General features: G+C 58.9%; 16 protein-coding genes. 9 read left to right on the top strand and 7 right to left on the bottom strand.

All coding sequences use genetic code 11. The features are described from left to right. Positions 1-146: 146 nt before the first annotated feature. Positions 147-2,597: a glycogen/starch/alpha-glucan phosphorylase gene (locus tag ACA066_RS01655; protein WP_497697862.1), complete on the bottom strand. Its 2,451-nt coding sequence runs from the start codon at positions 2,595-2,597 to the stop codon at positions 147-149. A 258-nt stretch (positions 2,598-2,855) separates the two neighbouring features. Between ACA066_RS01655 and ACA066_RS01650 the strand changes: the two genes are divergently transcribed. Continuing rightward, entirely contained in the window at positions 2,856-3,296 is a 441-nt protein-coding gene (locus ACA066_RS01650; protein WP_027922155.1) for a YkgJ family cysteine cluster protein, read from the top strand. 188 nt (positions 3,297-3,484) lie between these two features. Here ACA066_RS01650 and typA read toward each other — a convergent pair whose 3' ends face one another. Further along, complete coding sequence (typA, locus tag ACA066_RS01645; protein ID WP_462008397.1) at positions 3,485-5,305, bottom strand: translational GTPase TypA; 1,821 nt, start codon at positions 5,303-5,305, stop codon at positions 3,485-3,487. Positions 5,306-5,444: 139 nt separating this feature from the next. After that, a complete protein-coding gene (thiI, locus tag ACA066_RS01640; RefSeq protein WP_497697861.1) occupies positions 5,445-6,899 on the bottom strand; it encodes a tRNA uracil 4-sulfurtransferase ThiI in 1,455 nt (484 codons plus the stop codon). Between the two features lie 328 nt (positions 6,900-7,227). Here thiI and glnA point away from each other — a divergent pair, with 328 nt between their 5' ends. From glnA to ntrC, 5 genes are all read left to right on the top strand, one after another. After that, a complete protein-coding gene (glnA, locus tag ACA066_RS01635; protein WP_258697983.1) occupies positions 7,228-8,634 on the top strand; it encodes a glutamate--ammonia ligase in 1,407 nt (468 codons plus the stop codon). A gap of 274 nt (positions 8,635-8,908) precedes the next feature. Further along, positions 8,909-9,418: a DUF4124 domain-containing protein gene (locus ACA066_RS01630; RefSeq protein WP_497697860.1), complete on the top strand. Its 510-nt coding sequence runs from the start codon at positions 8,909-8,911 to the stop codon at positions 9,416-9,418. After that, positions 9,415-10,035: a DUF4124 domain-containing protein gene (locus tag ACA066_RS01625; protein WP_497697859.1), complete on the top strand. Its 621-nt coding sequence runs from the start codon at positions 9,415-9,417 to the stop codon at positions 10,033-10,035. The genes ACA066_RS01630 and ACA066_RS01625 overlap by 4 nt, the downstream gene beginning before the upstream one ends. Positions 10,036-10,265: 230 nt before the next feature. Next, on the top strand, positions 10,266-11,351 hold the full coding sequence (gene glnL, locus ACA066_RS01620) for a nitrogen regulation protein NR(II) (RefSeq protein ID WP_497697858.1): 1,086 nt from the start codon (positions 10,266-10,268) through the stop codon (positions 11,349-11,351). Then, a complete protein-coding gene (gene ntrC, locus ACA066_RS01615) occupies positions 11,348-12,784 on the top strand; it encodes a nitrogen regulation protein NR(I) (protein WP_064675450.1) in 1,437 nt (478 codons plus the stop codon). Before glnL ends, ntrC begins: the two co-directional genes overlap by 4 nt. 544 nt (positions 12,785-13,328) lie before the next feature. Here ntrC and ACA066_RS01610 read toward each other — a convergent pair. Beyond that, positions 13,329-13,769 (bottom strand): hypothetical protein, encoded by a 441-nt coding sequence (locus tag ACA066_RS01610; protein WP_497697857.1) that lies wholly within the window; start codon positions 13,767-13,769, stop codon positions 13,329-13,331. Between ACA066_RS01610 and ACA066_RS01605 the strand changes: the two genes are divergently transcribed. After that, positions 13,768-14,223, top strand: a complete 456-nt coding sequence (locus tag ACA066_RS01605) for a tRNA (cytidine(34)-2'-O)-methyltransferase (protein WP_007949025.1) — start codon at positions 13,768-13,770, stop codon at positions 14,221-14,223. The two genes, ACA066_RS01610 and ACA066_RS01605, sit on opposite strands and share 2 nt — an antisense overlap. A gap of 132 nt (positions 14,224-14,355) precedes the next feature. Here the strand turns inward: ACA066_RS01605 and secB are convergent, their stop codons facing one another. Genes secB through ACA066_RS01590 form a run of 3 tightly spaced genes read right to left on the bottom strand, consistent with a single transcriptional unit; the run spans position 14,356 to position 15,552 of the window. Beyond that, entirely contained in the window at positions 14,356-14,841 is a 486-nt protein-coding gene (secB, locus tag ACA066_RS01600) for a protein-export chaperone SecB (RefSeq protein ID WP_007949026.1), read from the bottom strand. A 41-nt stretch (positions 14,842-14,882) separates the two neighbouring features. After that, positions 14,883-15,137, bottom strand: coding sequence for a glutaredoxin 3 (grxC, locus tag ACA066_RS01595; protein ID WP_461952279.1), 255 nt, complete (start codon positions 15,135-15,137; stop codon positions 14,883-14,885). Position 15,138: 1 nt separating this feature from the next. Then, a complete protein-coding gene (locus tag ACA066_RS01590) occupies positions 15,139-15,552 on the bottom strand; it encodes a rhodanese-like domain-containing protein (protein WP_497697856.1) in 414 nt (137 codons plus the stop codon). A gap of 154 nt (positions 15,553-15,706) precedes the next feature. On the opposite strand from ACA066_RS01590, the gene gpmI reads away from it, so the two are divergent. Together gpmI and ACA066_RS01580 are read left to right on the top strand one after the other, a co-directional pair. Continuing rightward, positions 15,707-17,236, top strand: coding sequence for a 2,3-bisphosphoglycerate-independent phosphoglycerate mutase (gene gpmI, locus ACA066_RS01585; RefSeq protein WP_497697855.1), 1,530 nt, complete (start codon positions 15,707-15,709; stop codon positions 17,234-17,236). A 303-nt stretch (positions 17,237-17,539) separates the two neighbouring features. After that, the gene (locus ACA066_RS01580) at positions 17,540-18,835 is read left to right on the top strand and encodes a murein hydrolase activator EnvC family protein (RefSeq protein WP_497697854.1); all 1,296 of its coding nucleotides are present in this window, start codon (positions 17,540-17,542) and stop codon (positions 18,833-18,835) included. The last annotated feature ends 19 nt before the right edge of the window (positions 18,836-18,854 follow it).

Genomic DNA, 18,854 nt, shown 5'->3' with positions numbered 1-18,854 from the left:
TATGTGCCGCTCTTGCGACTTGTGCATATCCTGTAGGAGCAAGGCTTGCCCGCGATGACGTTGGCGCAGCGCTCACTGAAACTGGTGCTTAGTATATCGACCAGGTCCAACAACCGTCGGACCTTGCTCGCAATTATTGCTAAAAGTTACTCCAATGCTTTCCAGATATCCGTGGCGTACTCGCGAATGGTCCGGTCGGAGGAGAACCAGCCCATCCGGGACGTGTTCAACACTGCTGAACGCCACCACTCGTTCGAATCGTGCCAATGGGCTTCCACGCGCATCTGCGCATCCCAGTAGGAATCGAAATCGGCGCAGACCAGGAAGCGGTCGTAGTCGATCAGCGAATCGATCAAGCCTGCGTAACGGGACGGATCATCCGGCGAGAACACCCCGCCGCGAATCGCTTGCAGCACGTCATTGAGTCGATGGGACGCGGCAATGTCCGGCACCGCGCTGAACTCGTGGTTCTGCTTGCGGGCTTCCACCTGCTGCGCGCTGAGGCCGAAGATAAACATGTGCTCGACGCCAATGCGTTCGCACATTTCCACGTTGGCGCCGTCCAGGGTGCCGATGCTAAGCGCGCCGTTGAGGCCGAATTTCATGTTACTGGTGCCCGAGGCTTCAAAACCTGCGGTGGAAATCTGCTCCGACAAATCCGCCGCCGGAATGATGCTCTCCGCCAGGCTGACGTTGTAGTTGGGCAAGAACACCACTTTGAGCAAACCGCGCACGGTCGGGTCGTTGTTCACTACCCGGGCGATGTCGTTGGTCAGTTTGATGATCAGCTTGGCCTGGTGATAACTGGCCGCGGCCTTGCCGGCGAAGATTTTCACCCGCGGTACCCAGTCGATTTCCGGCTCGGCGCGGATCGCCTGATACAGCGCGACGGTGTGCAGCAGGTTGAGCAACTGACGTTTGTACTCGTGAATCCGTTTGACCTGAACGTCGAACATCGCCGCCGGGTTGACCGCGACCCCAAGCCGCTCATGAATGATGTACGCCAGGGCTTTCTTGCTGTGCAGGCGCTGCTCGGCGAAGGCCTTGCGGAACGCGGCTTTTTCAGCGAACGGCTCCAGATCAAGCAAGCGCTCTTCCGGGTTATCCAAAAGATCAGGGCCGAGGGCGTCCACCAGCATCGAGGTCAACTCCGAGTTGGCCTGATACAACCAGCGGCGGAACGTAATGCCGTTGGTCTTGTTGTTGATCCGCTCCGGGTAAAGCTTGTGCAGTTCGGAGAACACGGTTTTGCGCATCAGCTGCGTGTGCAGCCCGGACACGCCGTTAACGCTATGGGAGCCAAGAAACGCGAGGTTTCCCATGCGCACACGGCGGCCATTGTCTTCCTCGATCAGCGATACCGCGCGCAGCACGTCAAAATCGTGAATGCCTTTGGCGCGCAGCGAGTCGATGTGCTGGGCGTTGATCAGGTAAATGATCTGCATGTGCCGCGGCAGCATTCTCTCCATCAAACCGACCGGCCAGGTTTCCAGCGCTTCCGGCAACAGCGTGTGGTTGGTGTACGAGAGCGTGTCGACGGTGACCTGCCACGCGGCGTCCCACGCCACGTCGTAGACATCGACCAATTGACGCATCAGTTCGGCCACGGCAATGGACGGGTGCGTGTCGTTGAGCTGGATCGCCGCGTGATCGCCCAGGGTCAGCACCGAGGTGTGCATGTTGCGGTGGCGGCGCAGCAAATCCTGGAGAGACGCAGCGACAAAGAAGTATTCCTGGCGCAGGCGCAGTTCCTGGCCGGCTTCGGTACTGTCCGCCGGGTAGAGCACACGGGAAATACTTTCCGCCCGGGCCACTTCCGCGACCGCGCCCAAGTGGTCGCCGGCGTTGAAGCGCTCAAGGTGCAAATCTTCCATCGCGCGGGCACGCCACAAGCGCAACGTGTTGACGCTCGCCCCGCGCCAGCCGACTACCGGCGTGTCGTAAGCAATGGCGCGCACGGTTTCCGCCGGGGACCAGACTTGCTTGGACTTGCCGTTTTCGTCGGTGACGGTTTCCACGCTGCCGCCGAAGCCGATCGTGTAAACGACTTCTGGCCGTTCGAATTCCCATGGGTTACCGAAATCCAGCCAGTGCTCGGTCTGTTCCTGCTGCCAGCCATCGACAATCGCCTGACGGAACAAGCCGTGTTCATACCGAATGCCGTAACCATGGCCGGCGATGCCGAGGGTCGACATGCTTTCCATGAAGCACGCCGCCAGACGACCGAGGCCACCGTTACCCAGGGCCGCATCGGGCTCCAGCAGGCGGATGCGCTCAATATCGACACCGAGCTCGGTCATCGCTTCGCGAGCAACGTCCAGCAGGCCCAGGTTGCTCAGGCTGTCGTAGAGCAGCCGGCCAATGAGAAATTCCAGGGAGAGGTAGTAAACCCGCTTTTGACCTTTGCGATAGATCTGCCGGGTGTGATCCATCCAGTGCTCGACCATGTGATCGCGCGCGGCCAGCGCAATGGCCTCGAACCAGTCGTGGTCGAAGGCGTGATCCGGGTCTTTACCCACCGCGTAGGTGAGCTTGGTCAAGACGGCGTCGCGAAATGCGGCCACCTCTGCTTCGCGAACAAGTGGTTCTTGAGTCATCGATAGGACCTCGAGCGAGCGTGAAGTAGTTCAGCCTAGACGGTCAGACAGGCGGCGTGGGCTCTGGTTCGGCAGTTTTTCCTGTTAGTGCGAGATAGGCCGGCATTACATTGTCGTGTGTCTGAATCAATGCAGGGGCCGTGCCGGATTAACGGTGTTTATTGGGCGCAAAGAAAAAATCTGGCGAAAGGTTGTTCAAAAATCCACCAGTCCCGGTATGATCGCGCGCCCTGATACACACGCTGGTAACAACCGATGATGAAGCCCAACCTGATCGCCGCCGCAGAGATCGATCGCCTCGATACCTGGGCCAAATATTCTGCGCCGATGTGCGGCTCGTGTGTATCCAGCTGCTGCACCTTGCCGGTCGAGGTCAAGATCAAGGATCTGATCCGTATCGGCATCGTCGACGAGTTCGAGCGCGGCGAACCGGCGAAGAACATCGCCAAGCGGTTGCAGAAGGAAGGGATCGTCGAGCGCTACAGCCAGAAAACCGAGATCTTCACCCTCCAGCGCATGAGCAACAACGATTGCCTGTACCTGGATCGTAAGAGCCGTCTGTGCACTATTTATGAAAAGCGCCCGGATACTTGCCGCAATCACCCGAAAATCGGGCCGCGGCCGGGGTATTGCGCTTACAAGCCGAAGGAAGTGGCTCGTGAGACCAGCAGTAGCCGTCGCACGCTAGAGAAGTTTTGATCCGGAATCTCGCTGCCTGACAGATTGCTTTCGCGGGCAAGCCTCGCTCCTACAGGATTTACGCGATCCCTGTAGGAGCGAGGCTTGCCCGCGAAGGGGCCGGAACAGACACCGCACAAACCCCGGACAAACAAAAACGCCCCCGACCTTGCGGTCGGGGGCGTTTTTTTGTCAGCTAACTAAATGACTCAGTTACCGGACTTCTTGGCAGCGCGGGTACGCTCGCTTTCGCCCAGGATCTTCTTGCGAAGACGGATGGACTTAGGAGTCACTTCGCACAGTTCGTCTTCTTGCACGAACTCAAGAGCTTGTTCCAGGGTGAAACGGATAGGCGGAACCAGAGCGATGGTTTCGTCTTTACCCGAGGCACGCATGTTGTCGAGCTTCTTGCCTTTGGTTGGGTTGACGCCCAGGTCGTTGTCGCGGCTGTTGATGCCGACGATTTGACCTTCGTACACGTCTTCACCGTGACCCAGGAACAGTTTGCCGCGAGCTTGCAGGGTTTCCAGCGAGTAAGTCAGAGCCTTACCGGTAGCAACCGAAACCAGCACGCCGTTCTGACGGCCGGACATGTCGCCGGACTTCATCACGTCGTAACGGTCGAAGATCGAAGTCAGGATGCCTGCACCGGAGGTCAGGGTCAGGAACTCGTTACGGAAACCGATCAGGCCACGGGCCGGGATGTTGTACTCAAGGCGCACACGACCCTTGCCATCCGGAACCATGTTGGTCAGGTCGCCTTTACGGATACCGATCTGCTCCATGATCGAACCTTGCGATTCTTCCGGCAGGTCGATGGTCACGTTTTCGTACGGTTCGTGCTTCACGCCGTCAACCATGCGGATGATCACTTCCGGACGACCAACACCCATTTCGAAGCCTTCGCGACGCATGGTTTCGATCAGTACCGAGAGGTGCAGCTCACCACGGCCGGAGACTTTGAACTTGTCAGCCGAGTCGCCTTCTTCAACGCGCAGAGCAACGTTGTACAGCAGCTCTTTGTCCAGACGTTCCTTGATGTTACGGGAAGTCACGAACTTGCCTTCTTTACCGCAGAAAGGCGAGTCGTTTACCTGGAAGGTCATGGAAACGGTTGGTTCGTCAACGGTCAGCGGCTTCATCGCTTCGACGTTCAGTGGGTCGCACAGAGTGTCGGAGATGAACAGCTGGTCGAAGCCGCTGATGCAGACGATGTCGCCGGCAGCTGCTTCTTCAACGTCGATACGGTGCAGACCGTGGTGACCCATCAGCTTCAGGATACGACCGTTACGCTTCTTGCCGTCGGCGTCGATAGCGACAACCGGAGTGTTCGGCTTGATGCGACCACGAGCGATACGGCCAACGCCGATAACACCCAGGAAGCTGTTGTAGTCCAGAGCGGAGATCTGCATCTGGAACGGACCGTCACGGTCGACTTTCGGCGCCGGTACGTTGTCGACGATCGACTGGTACAGCGGGGTCATGTCTTCCGCCATGGCGGTGTGTTCCAGACCGGCAATACCGTTCAGGGCCGAGGCGTAGACGACTTTGAAGTCCAGCTGTTCTTCGGTGGCACCCAGGTTGTCGAACAGGTCGAAGATCTGGTCCAGAACCCAGTCCGGACGTGCGCCTGGACGGTCAACCTTGTTGATGACCACGATCGGACGCAGGCCGGCTTCGAAAGCCTTCTTGGTCACGAAACGGGTTTGCGGCATAGGGCCGTCTTGAGCGTCAACCAGCAGCAGAACGGAGTCGACCATCGACATTACGCGTTCAACTTCGCCGCCGAAGTCGGCGTGGCCCGGGGTGTCCACGATGTTGATGTGGAAGCCGTTCCAGTTGATGGCGGTGTTTTTCGCCAGAATGGTAATACCGCGCTCTTTCTCCTGGTCGTTGGAGTCCATCACGCGCTCGTCGTTGAGCTCGTTGCGCTCCAGAGTGCCGGATTGACGCAAGAGTTTGTCTACCAGGGTGGTTTTACCATGGTCAACGTGAGCAATGATGGCGATGTTGCGTAGATTTTCGATCACTTGTGTATCTCGATCAGAGGATTCGGTGTGCTGACAAGTCTTGGCAGCGATTAACAGTAGAGTCAGGCCTTGCCGTTACAGCTTGACGGCAGAGTCGGGGGGCCGATGACGCAGGCCACAGGCAAACAGCCCCGGGCTCTTAGCTCGGTCGATAAACGCGCACATTGGCATGCCCCTCACTGAGCAAATGGTGGGCATGCAGGCGACTCATCACGCCTTTGTCGCAATACAGCAGGTACTGGCGAGTAGGGTCCAGTTCCTTGAAACGAGCGTTCAATGCATAAAACGGCATCGTCTGTACCTCAATGCCACCGAGTTCCAGCGGCTCGTCTTCAGCGGCATCCGGGTGACGGATGTCGATGATGATCTGGCCCGCCAGTGCTTCGCTGACTTCTTCGATCTGCAAGTCCTGGCCCAATTCGTCGATCACGCGATCGATCGGCACCAGTTTGGCGTTCTCGAGCGCACGCTCAAGGACCGCCATGTCGAATTCTTTCTCTTCATGCTCCACACGCGGACGCTTGGCGTGGGTCTTGGGGTTCACCGAGATGACCCCGCAATACTCCGGCATGTGCTTGGCGAAGTCGGCAGTGCCGATTTCGTTGGCCAGGTCGATGATGTCCTGCTTGTGACTGGCGATCAGCGGACGCAAGACCAGCTTGTCGGTCACGCAGTCGATCACGGACAGGTTCGGCAGCGTCTGGCTCGACACCTGGGAAATCGCTTCGCCGGTAACCAGCGCTTCGATGTCCAGCCGATCGGCAATACGGGAAGCAGCGCGCAACATCATACGCTTCAAAACTACACCCATATGACTGTTATCGACTTTCCCGAGAATTTCTCCCAGCACTTCCTCGAACGGCACACTGACAAATAACACGCGTTGGGAGCTGCCGTACTTCTTCCAGATGAAGTGCGCGACTTCCATGACGCCCAGTTCATGGGCCCGCCCGCCCAGATTGAAGAAGCAGAAATGGCTCATCAGGCCACGGCGCATGATCTGGTAAGCGGCAACAGTGGAATCGAAGCCGCCGGACATCAGTACAAGCGTCTGCTCCAGTGCACCCAGCGGATAACCGCCGATGCTGTTGTGCTGGCTGTGGATCACAAACAACCGTTTGTCGCGAATTTCGATGCGGACTTCGATTGCAGGCGTTTTCAGCGAGATTCCGGCGGCACCGCACTGACGACGCAGTTGGCTGCCGACGTATTTCTCGACATCCATCGAACTGAATTCATGTTTGCCGGCGCGTTTGCAGCGCACCGAAAAAATCTTCCCGGCCAGCGAATCACCGAAGTGCAGCTTGCACTTGGCGACGATGTCATCGAAGTCGCCCAACGGGTATTCGTCGACCTGCAGGAAATGCGCGATACCCGGCATGCAGCTCAGGCGCTCGGTCATGTCCTTCAGGACTTTGGGCTCAGTCACGCGGGTTTCAAGCTCGAGATTGTCCCACACACCGTTCACCACCACGGCCGGGTCCAGATCGCGGAGCACGGTGCGGATGTTTTTAGCCAACTGGCGGATGAAACGCATCCGTACCGGGCGGCTCTTGATGGTGATCTCGGGGAAGACTTTTACGATTAGTTTCATGAAAACAGCGCGTGCTGGGCCAGCCGAAAAAGGGGGGCGCGGATTATAGCGGAAATTGCTCAAGGTTTAACCAGTTAATGTGCAGAAGGTTTTCCACGCACCAAAACGGATCATTTGAGGAATTTAACGCTACATTAAAGGGCGTGATTTTGCGCGCATCGGTGCTTCGTGCCTTTATAAGCGTGATATTGGGGCAAAAAACCCATGCTGGGGCACTGGCATGCAATTTGCTCCCTTGTGAGGCAGGTTGCCTTGGCAGAGTATTCGCGCCGGCATCACAAACATTTAAGGGCATCCACTACCAGCCCTAATCCACCCGGAGGACACTATGTCGAAGTCGGTTCAACTCATCAAAGATCATGACGTCAAGTGGATTGATCTGCGCTTCACGGACACCAAAGGCACTCAGCACCACGTGACCATGCCGGCTCGCGACGCGCTGGATGAAGCTTTCTTCGAAGAAGGCAAAATGTTCGACGGTTCCTCCATCGCTGGCTGGAAAGGCATCGAAGCCTCCGACATGATCCTGATGCCGGACGACAGCACTGCCGTCCTCGACCCGTTCACCGAAGAGCCGACCCTGATCCTGGTTTGCGACGTGATCGAGCCTTCGACCATGCAAGGCTACGACCGCGACCCACGTGCGATCGCCAAGCGCGCTGAGGAATACCTGAAGTCGACCGGTATCGGTGACACCGTATTTGTTGGTCCGGAACCAGAATTTTTCATCTTCGACGAAGTGAAGTTCAAGTCCGACATCTCCGGCTCGATGTTCAAGATCTACTCCGAACAAGGTTCGTGGATGTCCGACCAGGACGTGGAAGGCGGCAACAAAGGCCACCGTCCAGGCGTCAAAGGCGGCTACTTCCCGGTTCCGCCGTTCGACCACGACCACGAAATCCGTACCTCCATGTGCAACGCCATGGAAGAAATGGGCCTGACCATCGAAGTTCACCACCACGAAGTGGCGACTGCCGGTCAGAACGAAATCGGTGTGAAATTCAACACCCTGGTAGCCAAGGCTGACGAAGTTCAGACCCTGAAGTACTGCGTACACAACGTTGCCGATGCCTACGGCCGCACCGCGACCTTCATGCCTAAGCCTCTGTACGGCGACAACGGTTCGGGTATGCACGTTCACCTGTCCATCGCCAAAGATGGCAAGAACACCTTCGCTGGTGAAGGCTATGCCGGCCTGTCCGACACCGCTCTGTACTTCATCGGCGGCATCATCAAGCACGGTAAGGCCCTGAACGGCTTCACCAACCCGTCGACCAACTCCTACAAGCGTCTGGTCCCAGGTTTTGAAGCCCCGGTCATGCTGGCCTACTCGGCTCGCAACCGTTCCGCTTCGATCCGTATTCCTTACGTGTCCAGCCCTCGCGCTCGCCGTATCGAAGCCCGCTTCCCGGATCCGGCAGCCAACCCGTACCTGGGCTTCGCTGCACTGCTGATGGCTGGCCTGGACGGCATCCAGAACAAGATCCACCCTGGCGACGCAGCTGACAAAAACCTGTACGACCTGCCGCCTGAAGAGGCGAAAGAGATCCCACAAGTTTGCGGCAGCCTGAAAGAAGCCCTGGAAGAGCTGGACAAAGGTCGTGCGTTCCTGACCAAAGGCGGCGTGTTCTCCGATGACTTCATCGACGCTTACATCGCTCTGAAAAGCGAAGAAGAAATCAAGGTTCGTACCTTCGTACACCCACTGGAATACGAGCTGTACTACAGCTGCTGATCCGGTAGCGTCTGCACAAGCGGCGTGACAAAAAGAGGCCTCCTTCGGGAGGCCTTTTTTGTGGACGCGATTTAACGGCCGACAATGTCCCCTGTAGGAGCCGGCTTGCTGGCGATAGCGTTCTCGCGGGCGCCATCGCCAGCAAGCCGGCTCCTACAGGGGATTTGTGGTGTTTGGGAGAGATCGGTAAATCATGCCCAAATGTTAACCGCTTGGGCCAATCCCCAGCCCTGACCTATGCTGCTACCCAACGCTTTCGTTTCTGGTCGATTTTATGGGTCGTGGTTTTCTATTGATGCTGCTGTTGATCGCCCTGCCCGCCGCAGCGCAGATCTATAAGTACACTGACGCCAACGGCAACACCGCCTACAGCAATCAACCACCCGATGGCGTCGAGGCTCAGCCGGTCGAGTTGCCACCGCTCAATAGTGTCGAGCGCCAGGCACCTCCGGCCCCACCTGTCGAAGCCACCAGCCGCGAACAGCCGCGCAGCGCCTACGAGGTGCTGGAGCTGACCAACTTGCCCACCACCGAGGCGCTGCGCGCTAACAACGGCACCTTCACCGTCAACGTGCTGATCAAACCCCGCCTGCAAGGTCCGCATTTATTCAGGTTGTTGCTGGACGATCAGCCTTACGGCCAGCCGAGCAACGTGCCGATCCTGCAACTGGTCAACATTGACCGCGGCACTCACAGCCTCGCGGTCCAGGTGATCGAGGGGGAAGACGTCGTCCAGCAGAGTCCGATCGTGACCTTCACCGTCCAGCGGGTGCACAAGCCGTGAGGTTGTGGCTGTTGATCGCCTGCCTGATCGTGCTGCCCGTGTCGGCCGAAGTCTTCACTTACATCGACGCCCAGGGCAATCGGGTCTTCACTGACCAGCCCGGTTCCCGCAACGCCAAGCGCGTGCCGTTAGCGACGAACAACCGCATGTCCGCCACCCCGACCGGCGCAACGCCGGTGATTGCCGAGAAAAAAACCGAAACCAAACCTCTGCTCCGCTACGACCTACTCAGAGTACTGGTGCCCGAGCCCGACGCCACGATCCGCAACAGCGCCGGCGAGTTGATTGTCAGCATCACCAGCGAACCCGGCCTGCAACGGGGTCATCGCTACCGTTTGTTGCTGGACGGGCAGCCCACCGCTGAACCCGGTCCGAGCCCGGTATTTGCCTTGGGCAACATCGACCGCGGCAGCCATAACCTGTCGGTAGAAATTCTCGATGAGCACGGCCGTACCGTCGAGCGCACGGCCAATCAACCCTTCCACATGCTGCGCATCTCCCTCGCGCAAAAACGTCAGGTCAAACCCTGCACGTTAACCGACTACGGCCAACGACCGGAATGTCCGCTCAAAGACAAACCTGAAGAAGAAAAAAATCTCTTCCAGCGCTTCTTTTAGCGTCGCTCAGCTTTGCGCACTATATTGGTGCAATAGGTTGCACCGTACCCACATTCCAACCCATTTTGGTTCGAAAGTACCCGCGAAAGCTGGCAGAGCGCCACGCAAACGAGCGTCAAACGCCCGTTTCAGGCCTTTAACGCTTCTTTTCGGAGCCTTGGTTTGGTTTTTGCATTTTCCTCGCATCAGCGCTTTATTCATGCGCGCGCCCTGCTCCAAAAGAGGTCCCGATGACCATTAGCGACGCACTACACCGTTTGCTACTCGACAACCTCACCACCGCCACCATTCTGCTCGATGCCGAACTGCGCCTCGAGTACATGAACCCGGCGGCGGAGATGCTCCTGGCCATCAGCGGCCAGCGTAGCCATGGGCAGTTCATCAGCGAGTTGTTCACCGAATCCACCGAAGCACTCAATTCCCTGCGTCAGGCGGTCGAGCAGGCGCATCCATTTACCAAGCGCGAAGCGATGCTCACGGCCCTCACCGGCCAGACGCTGACCGTCGATTACGCGGTAACACCGATCCTGGCCAACGGCGCCACCATGCTGCTGCTGGAAGTCCATCCGCGGGACCGCTTGTTGCGGATCACCAAGGAAGAGGCGCAGCTGTCGAAACAGGAAACCAGCAAGATGCTGGTGCGCGGCCTGGCTCATGAAATCAAGAACCCCTTGGGCGGGATTCGCGGCGCAGCCCAGTTGCTCGCCCGCGAACTGCCGGAAGAAAGTCTGCGCGATTACACCAACGTCATCATTGAAGAAGCCGACCGCCTGCGAAACCTCGTGGACCGCATGCTCGGCTCCAACAAACTGCCGTCGCTGGCCATGTGCAACGTCCACGAAGTGCTTGAACGCGTCTGTCATTTGGTCGAGGCGGAAAGCCAAGGCTGCATCACGCTGGTGCGCGACTACGACCCGAGCATTCCCGACGTCCTGATCGACCGCGAGCAGATGATTCAGGCCGTCCTGAACATCGTGCGCAACGCGATGCAGGCCATCAGCAGCCAGAACGAGCTGCGCCTGGGCCGCATCACTTTGCGCACCCGCGCCATGCGCCAGTTCACCATCGGCCATGTGCGCCATCGCCTGGTGACCAAGATCGAAATCATCGACAACGGTCCGGGCATTCCCGCCGAGTTGCAGGAAACCATCTTCTTTCCCATGGTCAGCGGCCGTCCGGACGGTACCGGGCTGGGCCTGGCCATTACCCAGAACATCATCAGCCAGCACCAGGGCCTGATCGAATGTGACAGCCACCCAGGCCACACCACCTTCTCGATCTTTCTGCCACTGGAACAAGGAGCCACATCGACATGAGCCGTAGTGAAACCGTGTGGATCGTCGATGACGACCGTTCTATCCGTTGGGTCCTGGAAAAAGCCTTGCAACAAGAAGGCATGACCACGCAAAGCTTCGACAGCGCCGATGGCGTGATGAGCCGTCTGGCGCGCCAGCAGCCGGACGTGATCATCTCCGACATCCGCATGCCGGGTGCCAGCGGTCTGGACCTTCTGGCACGGATTCGCGAGCAACACCCACGGTTGCCAGTGATCATCATGACCGCGCACTCCGATCTGGACAGCGCTGTCGCGTCCTATCAGGGCGGTGCGTTTGAGTACCTGCCCAAGCCGTTCGACGTGGACGAAGCCGTGTCGCTGGTCAAGCGCGCGAACCAGCATGCCCAGGAACAGCAAGGTCTGGAAGTCCCGGTCGCCTTGACCCGCACCCCGGAAATCATCGGCGAAGCGCCAGCGATGCAGGAAGTGTTTCGCGCCATCGGGCGCTTGAGCCACTCCAACATCACCGTGCTGATCAACGGCGAATCCGGGACCGGTAAAGAGCTGGTGGCCCACGCCCTGCACCGTCACAGTCCACGGGCGGCTTCGCCGTTCATTGCGCTGAACATGGCGGCGATCCCGAAGGATCTGATGGAGTCCGAACTGTTCGGCCATGAAAAAGGCGCGTTCACCGGCGCGGCCAATCTGCGTCGCGGCCGTTTCGAGCAGGCGGACGGCGGTACGCTGTTCCTTGATGAAATCGGCGACATGCCGGCGGACACGCAAACCCGTTTACTGCGCGTGCTGGCCGACGGCGAGTTCTACCGCGTCGGCGGTCATGTGCCGGTCAAGGTTGATGTGCGAATCATCGCCGCGACGCACCAGAATCTGGAAACCCTGGTGCACGCCGGGAAATTCCGTGAGGACTTGTTCCACCGCCTCAACGTGATCCGCATTCATATACCGCGGCTGTCGGACCGTCGCGAAGACATCCCGACGCTCGCCAAGCACTTCCTCAGCCGCGCCGCGCAAGAACTGGCGGTGGAGCCGAAGCTGCTGAAAAGCGAAACCGAGGAATACCTGAAGAACCTGCCGTGGGGCGGCAACGTGCGTCAGCTGGAGAATACCTGCCGCTGGATCACGGTGATGGCTTCGGGTCGCGAAGTGCACATCAGCGACCTGCCGCCGGAATTGCTGAGCCTGCCGCAGGATTCGGCGCCGGTGACCAATTGGGAGCAAGCGCTGCGTCAGTGGGCTGATCAGGCGCTGGCGCGTGGTCAGTCGAGCCTGCTCGACAGTGCGGTGCCGGCGTTTGAGCGGATCATGATTGAAACCGCCCTCAAACACACCGCTGGCCGCCGCCGCGATGCCGCGGTTTTGCTGGGTTGGGGGCGTAATACCCTGACACGCAAGATCAAGGAATTGGGGATGAAGGTGGATGGTGGGGATGATGATGAAGGGGAAGAGGGTTAAGCAGCCTTTAGCTCTTCGCTGACAGTTACATCCATTCGCGGGCAAGCCTTGCTCCTACAGGATTTGCGCCATTTTCAATAGTTGGCGCAGGACCTGTAGGAGCGAGGCTTGCCCGCGAAGCTTTTGGGGCCTTGTGCACCGCCGCAAGGCACCGTGAACCGCAATCGCGCACGACTGCTGATTCAAAACTCCGCCATTTTTCGCAATCGAACCCTTATCGAAAAAACACGAAAGCCCCGTAATCCGGGGCTTTCGGCGTTTCAGAGAGCGTTTCTGTTTCAACTTGTTAAAACCTGGCACGCCCCCTGCAATAGTCCATTCAGTGATTCAGTTCACTACCCGGTTTCGGGGACCTTGGTACAGGCAGGCCGGGGATTCCCCTCTTTACATCGGGCTCACACCGCAGTTGCGACGAGCCCAAACAGTTTTGGGGCCCTTGATACAGGCAGGTCAGGGGTTCCTTCTTTACACCGGGCTCACGACACAATGCGCGAGCCCTGCCGTTTTGGGAACCTTGGTACAGGCAGGCCGGGGATTCCCTCTTTTATTGCTCTCGGAGATGGATCTCCAGCCGCCAGCGGTCATCGACCTCGCTACCGGCCCACTCGCCCTGCAGTGGCCGGGCCGCCACGACCGACAGCAACAATCCCCCATCACTCGAACGCACCCGCCAGTTCACGCTCTTGTTGTTGAGCTTGAGCTGACCTTTCTGCGCCTTGCCTTCAGCCTCGAACAGCAGCGCCAGGCTGCCGTCCACAAACTCGCCATGGCTCTTGGGCTCATTGTTGAACCACACCACCAGCCCATCGTTCGTCACATCGACTTGCTGCAGTTCGCTGGGGTCGGGCGTGGTCAGGCGACCGATCATCAGCCCCACCATGACCCCGACAATCGCCAGCGACCCCATCACCCGCGGGAATAGTTTCGAACGCGGGTCCGCTTGCGGCGTAGAATGCCCGTCATCTTTGCCTTCGGAGCCGTGCATGTTTCACGTCATCCTTTTCCAACCAGAAATTCCGCCGAATACCGGCAACGTTATCAGGCTGTGCGCCAACAGTGGCTGCCACCTGCATTTGATCGAACCGTTGGGCTTCGAGATGGACGACAAGCGCCTGCGCCGGGCCGGCCTCGACTACCACGAGTATGCCACCCTGCAACGCCACGCAGACCTCGCCAGCTGTCTGGAAAGCCTTGGTCATCCGCGGCTGTTCGCCTTTACCACCAAAGGTTCGCGGCCGTTTCACGATGCCAGTTTCGCCGAGGGCGACGCGTTCCTGTTTGGTCCGGAAAGCCGTGGCTTGCCGGCGGAAGTGCTGGATGCGCTGCCTGGTGAACAACGCTTGCGTCTGCCGATGCGTGAAGGCTGTCGCAGCCTGAACCTGTCGAACACCGTGGCGGTTGCCGTCTACGAAGGCTGGCGCCAACTCGGTTTCAAATAACACCGCAAAACTAATGTGGGAGCGAGCCTGCTCGCGAAAGCGGTGTGTCAGGCGACATTGATGTCAACTGACACTCCCTATTCGCGAGCAGGCTCGCTCCCACATTGAAATTGCTTTGGCGCTTGAGACCGCTTATTGAACGGTCGGAGTCTCGCCAGCCGCCTGCATGCGTTGCAGCTCTTGCGCGTACAGCGCATCGAAGTTCACCGGAGCCAGCATCAGGGCCGGGAAAGAACCGCGGGTCACCAGGCTGTCCAGGGTTTCGCGAGCGTACGGGAACAGGATGTTCGGGCAGAACGCGCCGAGGGTGTGGCTCATCGAAGCGTCGTCCAGGTTCTTGATCAGGAAGATCCCGGCCTGTTGCACTTCAGCGATGAACGCCACTTCGTCACCGTTTTTCACGGTCACGGACAGGGTCAGCACGACTTCGTGGAAGTCGCCTTCCAGGGCCTTTTGACGGGTGTTCAGATCCAGACCGACGCTCGGCTCCCACTGCTGGCGGAAGATCGCCGGGCTTTTCGGAGCTTCGAAGGACAAGTCACGTACGTAGATGCGCTGCAAGGAGAATTGCGGTGCGGTTTCTTCTTCGCTGGCTGCAGTGTTCTGTTGGTCAGTCATCTCAGATCCTTTCTGATCTTGGGGTCTTATAGGGAAGGCATTCAGGCCTTGAGCATGGCGTCGAGCTTGCCGGCGCGCTCAAGGGCAAACAAATCATCACAACCGCCAACGTGGCGCTCACCGATCCAGATCTGCGGCACGGACGTGCGCCCGGCCTTCTGAGCCATGGCGGCACGCACCTGCGGCTTGCCATCGACCTTGATCTCTTCGAAGGCCACGCCTTTGTTCTCGAGCAGTTGCTTGGCCCGGGAACAATAACCGCAGTAATCGCTGGAATAGACGACGACGTTGCTCATATCACTTCACCAGCGGCAGATTGTCGCCTTTCCAGCTGGAGATACCGCCGGACAGTTTGGCGGCGATGAAACCGGACTTCATCAGCTCGCGGGCATGCGTGCCGGCGGTCTGGCCCATGGCGTCGACCAGGATGATGGTCTTGGCCTTGTGCTTTTCCAGTTCGCCGACGCGCGCGGCCAGTTTGTCGTGAGGAATGTTCACCGCGCCAACAATGTGACCGGCGGCGAAATCCTTGGTTGGACGGATGTCGATCACAACGCCCGCGTCCTTGTTGACCAGGCCGGTCAGTTCACCGGTGCTCAGGCTGCGGCCGCCGCCTTGCATCTGATACGCGATCAGCAACGCCAGCAGTACGACGAAGATACCGACGAGCAGATAGTGGTTAGTGGCGAATTGAATCAGGTTAGCAACCATCGAAGGAGGTTCCAGGGCGTTAAAATGTCGGCCAGTATACACAGCCACTATGGTGGGCCAAACCCCGTCCGGCGGTGACGCCGTCGGAACTTCGCTTTAAACTGCCACTCCCTTTTTCTATGCCCCTCTTTTCATTCAGCCACGAGCGGAATCCATGACTACCACGCCTAAACCTTTGGTCCTGATTATTCTCGACGGCTTCGGTCACAGTGAGAGCCCTGAATCCAACGCCATCTATGCGGCGAAGAAGCCCGTTCTGGACCGCTTGTGGGCCACCGTGCCGAATGGTCTGATCTCGGGCAGCGGCATGGACGTCGGTCTGCCGGATGGCCAGATGGGCAACTCCGAAGTCGGCCACATGAACCTCGGTGCCGGCCGCGTTGTGTATCAGGACTTTACGCGCGTGACCAAATCGATCCGCGACGGTGAGTTCTTCGAGAACCCGACCATCTGCGCGGCTGTGGATAAAGCCGTTGCTGCCGGCAAAGCCGTGCACTTCATGGGCCTGCTGTCCGATGGCGGGGTGCACAGCCACCAGGATCACCTGGTTGCCATGGCTGAACTGGCCTACAAGCGCGGCGCGGAAAAAATCTATCTGCACGCCTTCCTCGATGGCCGTGACACGCCGCCGAAAAGCGCTCAGTCGTCGATCGAACTGCTCGACACGACCTTCCAGGCCCTGGGCAAAGGCCGGATCGCCAGCATTATCGGCCGTTACTTCGCCATGGACCGTGACAACCGTTGGGACCGCGTGTCCCAGGCCTACAACCTGATTGTCGATGGCAACGGCGAATTCAACGCCGCCACCGCCCAGGAAGGCCTGCAAGCCGCGTACGAACGTGGCGAGAGCGACGAGTTCGTCAAAGCCACGTCCATCGGTGAGCCGGTGAAAGTCGAAGACGGCGACGCCGTGGTGTTCATGAACTTCCGCGCCGACCGCGCCCGCGAACTGACCCGCGTGTTCGTCGAAGACGACTTCAAGGAATTCGAACGTGCGCGCCAGCCAAAACTTGCCGGCTTCGTCATGCTGACCCAATACGCCGCCAGCATCCCTGCGCCATCGGCTTTCGCCGCTGGCAGCCTGGACAACGTGCTGGGCGACTACCTGGCGAAAAACGGCAAGACCCAGCTGCGCATCGCCGAAACCGAGAAATATGCCCACGTGACCTTCTTCTTCTCCGGCGGTCGTGAAGAACCGTTCCCGGGCGAAGAACGCATCCTGATCCCGTCGCCGAAAGTCGCCACTTATGACTTGCAGCCGGAAATGAGCGCGCCGGAAGTCACCGACCGCATCGTCGACGCCATCGTAAACCAGCGTTACGACGTGATCGTGGTCAACTACGCCAACGGCGACATGGTCGGCCACAGCGGTGTGTTTGATGCAGCGGTAAAAGCCGTGGAATGCCTGGACCTGTGCGTCGGCCGCATCGTCGATGCGCTGGAAAAAGTCGGCGGTGAAGCGCTGATTACCGCCGACCACGGCAACGTCGAGCAAATGTCTGACGAATCCACCGGCCAGGCGCACACCGCGCACACCACCGAGCCGGTGCCGTTCATTTATGTCGGCAAGCGTGACTTCAAGGTTCGCGATGGCGGCGTGCTGGCGGATGTGGCGCCGACCATGTTGATGCTGCTGGGGCTTGAGAAACCAGCTGAAATGACCGGTACTTCGATACTGGTGTAATCAGCCTCTACAACACTGCAAAAGCCCTGTGGGAGCGAGCCTTTGTGGCGAGGGGGCTTGCCCCCGTTCGGCTGCGTAGCAGTCGTAAAACCATTGCAGGCGGTGTACCTGATACGCCGCGATTGCAGATTTTGGGGCCGCTTCGCGACCCAACGGGGGCAAGCCCCCTCGCCACAAAGGCTAGCTCCCACATTAGTTTCAGTGTTTTGCAGGCCGGTTATCACACAGCCCCAATTGGGCGTTTTTTTTGCAGCTCATGGCGGGCATACTAGGCCGTCCCTTTCCCTGGTGTCGCCCGCCTCTATGCTTCGCGTCCTGATAGCCCTTGCTCTGACTTGCCTGCTCCAACCGGCCTTCGCTGACGAGCGCGCGCAAACCCAACAACAGTTGGACGCCACGCGTCAGGACATTGCCGAGCTGAAAAAACTGTTGGGCAAGCTTCAGGAAGAAAAATCCGGTGTGCAGAAAGACCTCAAGGGCACCGAGACCGAGATGGGCAAGCTCGAGAAGCAGGTCGAAGCCCTGCAAAAAGAGCTGAAGAAAAGCGAATCCGAGCTGCAGCGACTCGATGGTGAGAAAAAAAAACTCCAGAGCGCGCGCATTGAACAGCAGCGACTGATCGCCATTCAGGCCCGCGCGGCCTATCAAAACGGCCGTCAGGAGTACTTGAAGCTGTTGCTCAACCAGCAGAACCCGGAAAAATTCGCCCGCACCCTCACCTATTACGATTACCTGAGCCAGGCCCGCCTGGAGCAGCTGAAGAATTTCAACGAAACCCTGCGCCAACTGGCCAACGTCGAAAAAGACATCGCCCTGCAACAAGCGCAATTGCTGGTGCAGAAGAGCAGCCTCGACAGCCAGCGTGATGAACTCGACAAAGTCCGTCAGGAACGCCAGCAAGTCCTGGCCAAGCTCAGCGACGACGTAAAGGCTCGCGACCAGAAGCTGGCCGCCCGCGAGCAGGATCAGGCGGACCTGTCTAAAGTCCTTAAAACCATCGAAGAAACCCTGGCCCGCCAGGCACGAGAGGCAGAAGAAGCGCGGCAAAAAGCGCTGATTGCCCAGCAGGAAGCCGAAAAAAAGCGTTTACGTGAGGCTCAGGCTGAAGCAGACGCTGCCACTGACGCCCCACGCAAACCCGCCAAACCGACTCCCGGCGCACTGGTTTCCAGTTCAGGCGAGACCTTCGGTGGTCCTTTTGCTGCAACCCGGGGAAAACTTCCGTGGCCCGTTGATGGTCGACTGCTGGCACGCTTTGGCGAATCCCGTGGTGACGACGCCCGCACCAAGTGGGACGGCGTGATGATCAGCGCCTCCGCCGGCAGCCAGGTGCATGCCGTGCATGGCGGTCGCGTGGTGTTTGCCGACTGGTTGCGCGGTGCCGGCTTGCTGGTGATTCTCGACCACGGCAACGGTTTCTTGAGTCTTTACGGTCACAACCAGACGCTGCTCAAGTCTGCGGGTGACGTGGTAAAAGCCGGTGAGTCCATCTCCACTGTCGGTAACAGTGGCGGGCAGGACACACCAGCGCTGTATTTCGCTATTCGTCAGCAGGGTCACCCGAGTGATCCGGCGCAATGGTGCCGCGCGCAAGGATAGGCGTTGAGTCACCTACATT

It is taken from the genome of Pseudomonas sp. LBUM1651 (assembly GCF_059716135.1).
Note: the sequence above shows the minus strand (reverse complement) of the source record. Positions and strands in the feature narration are given on the sequence as shown.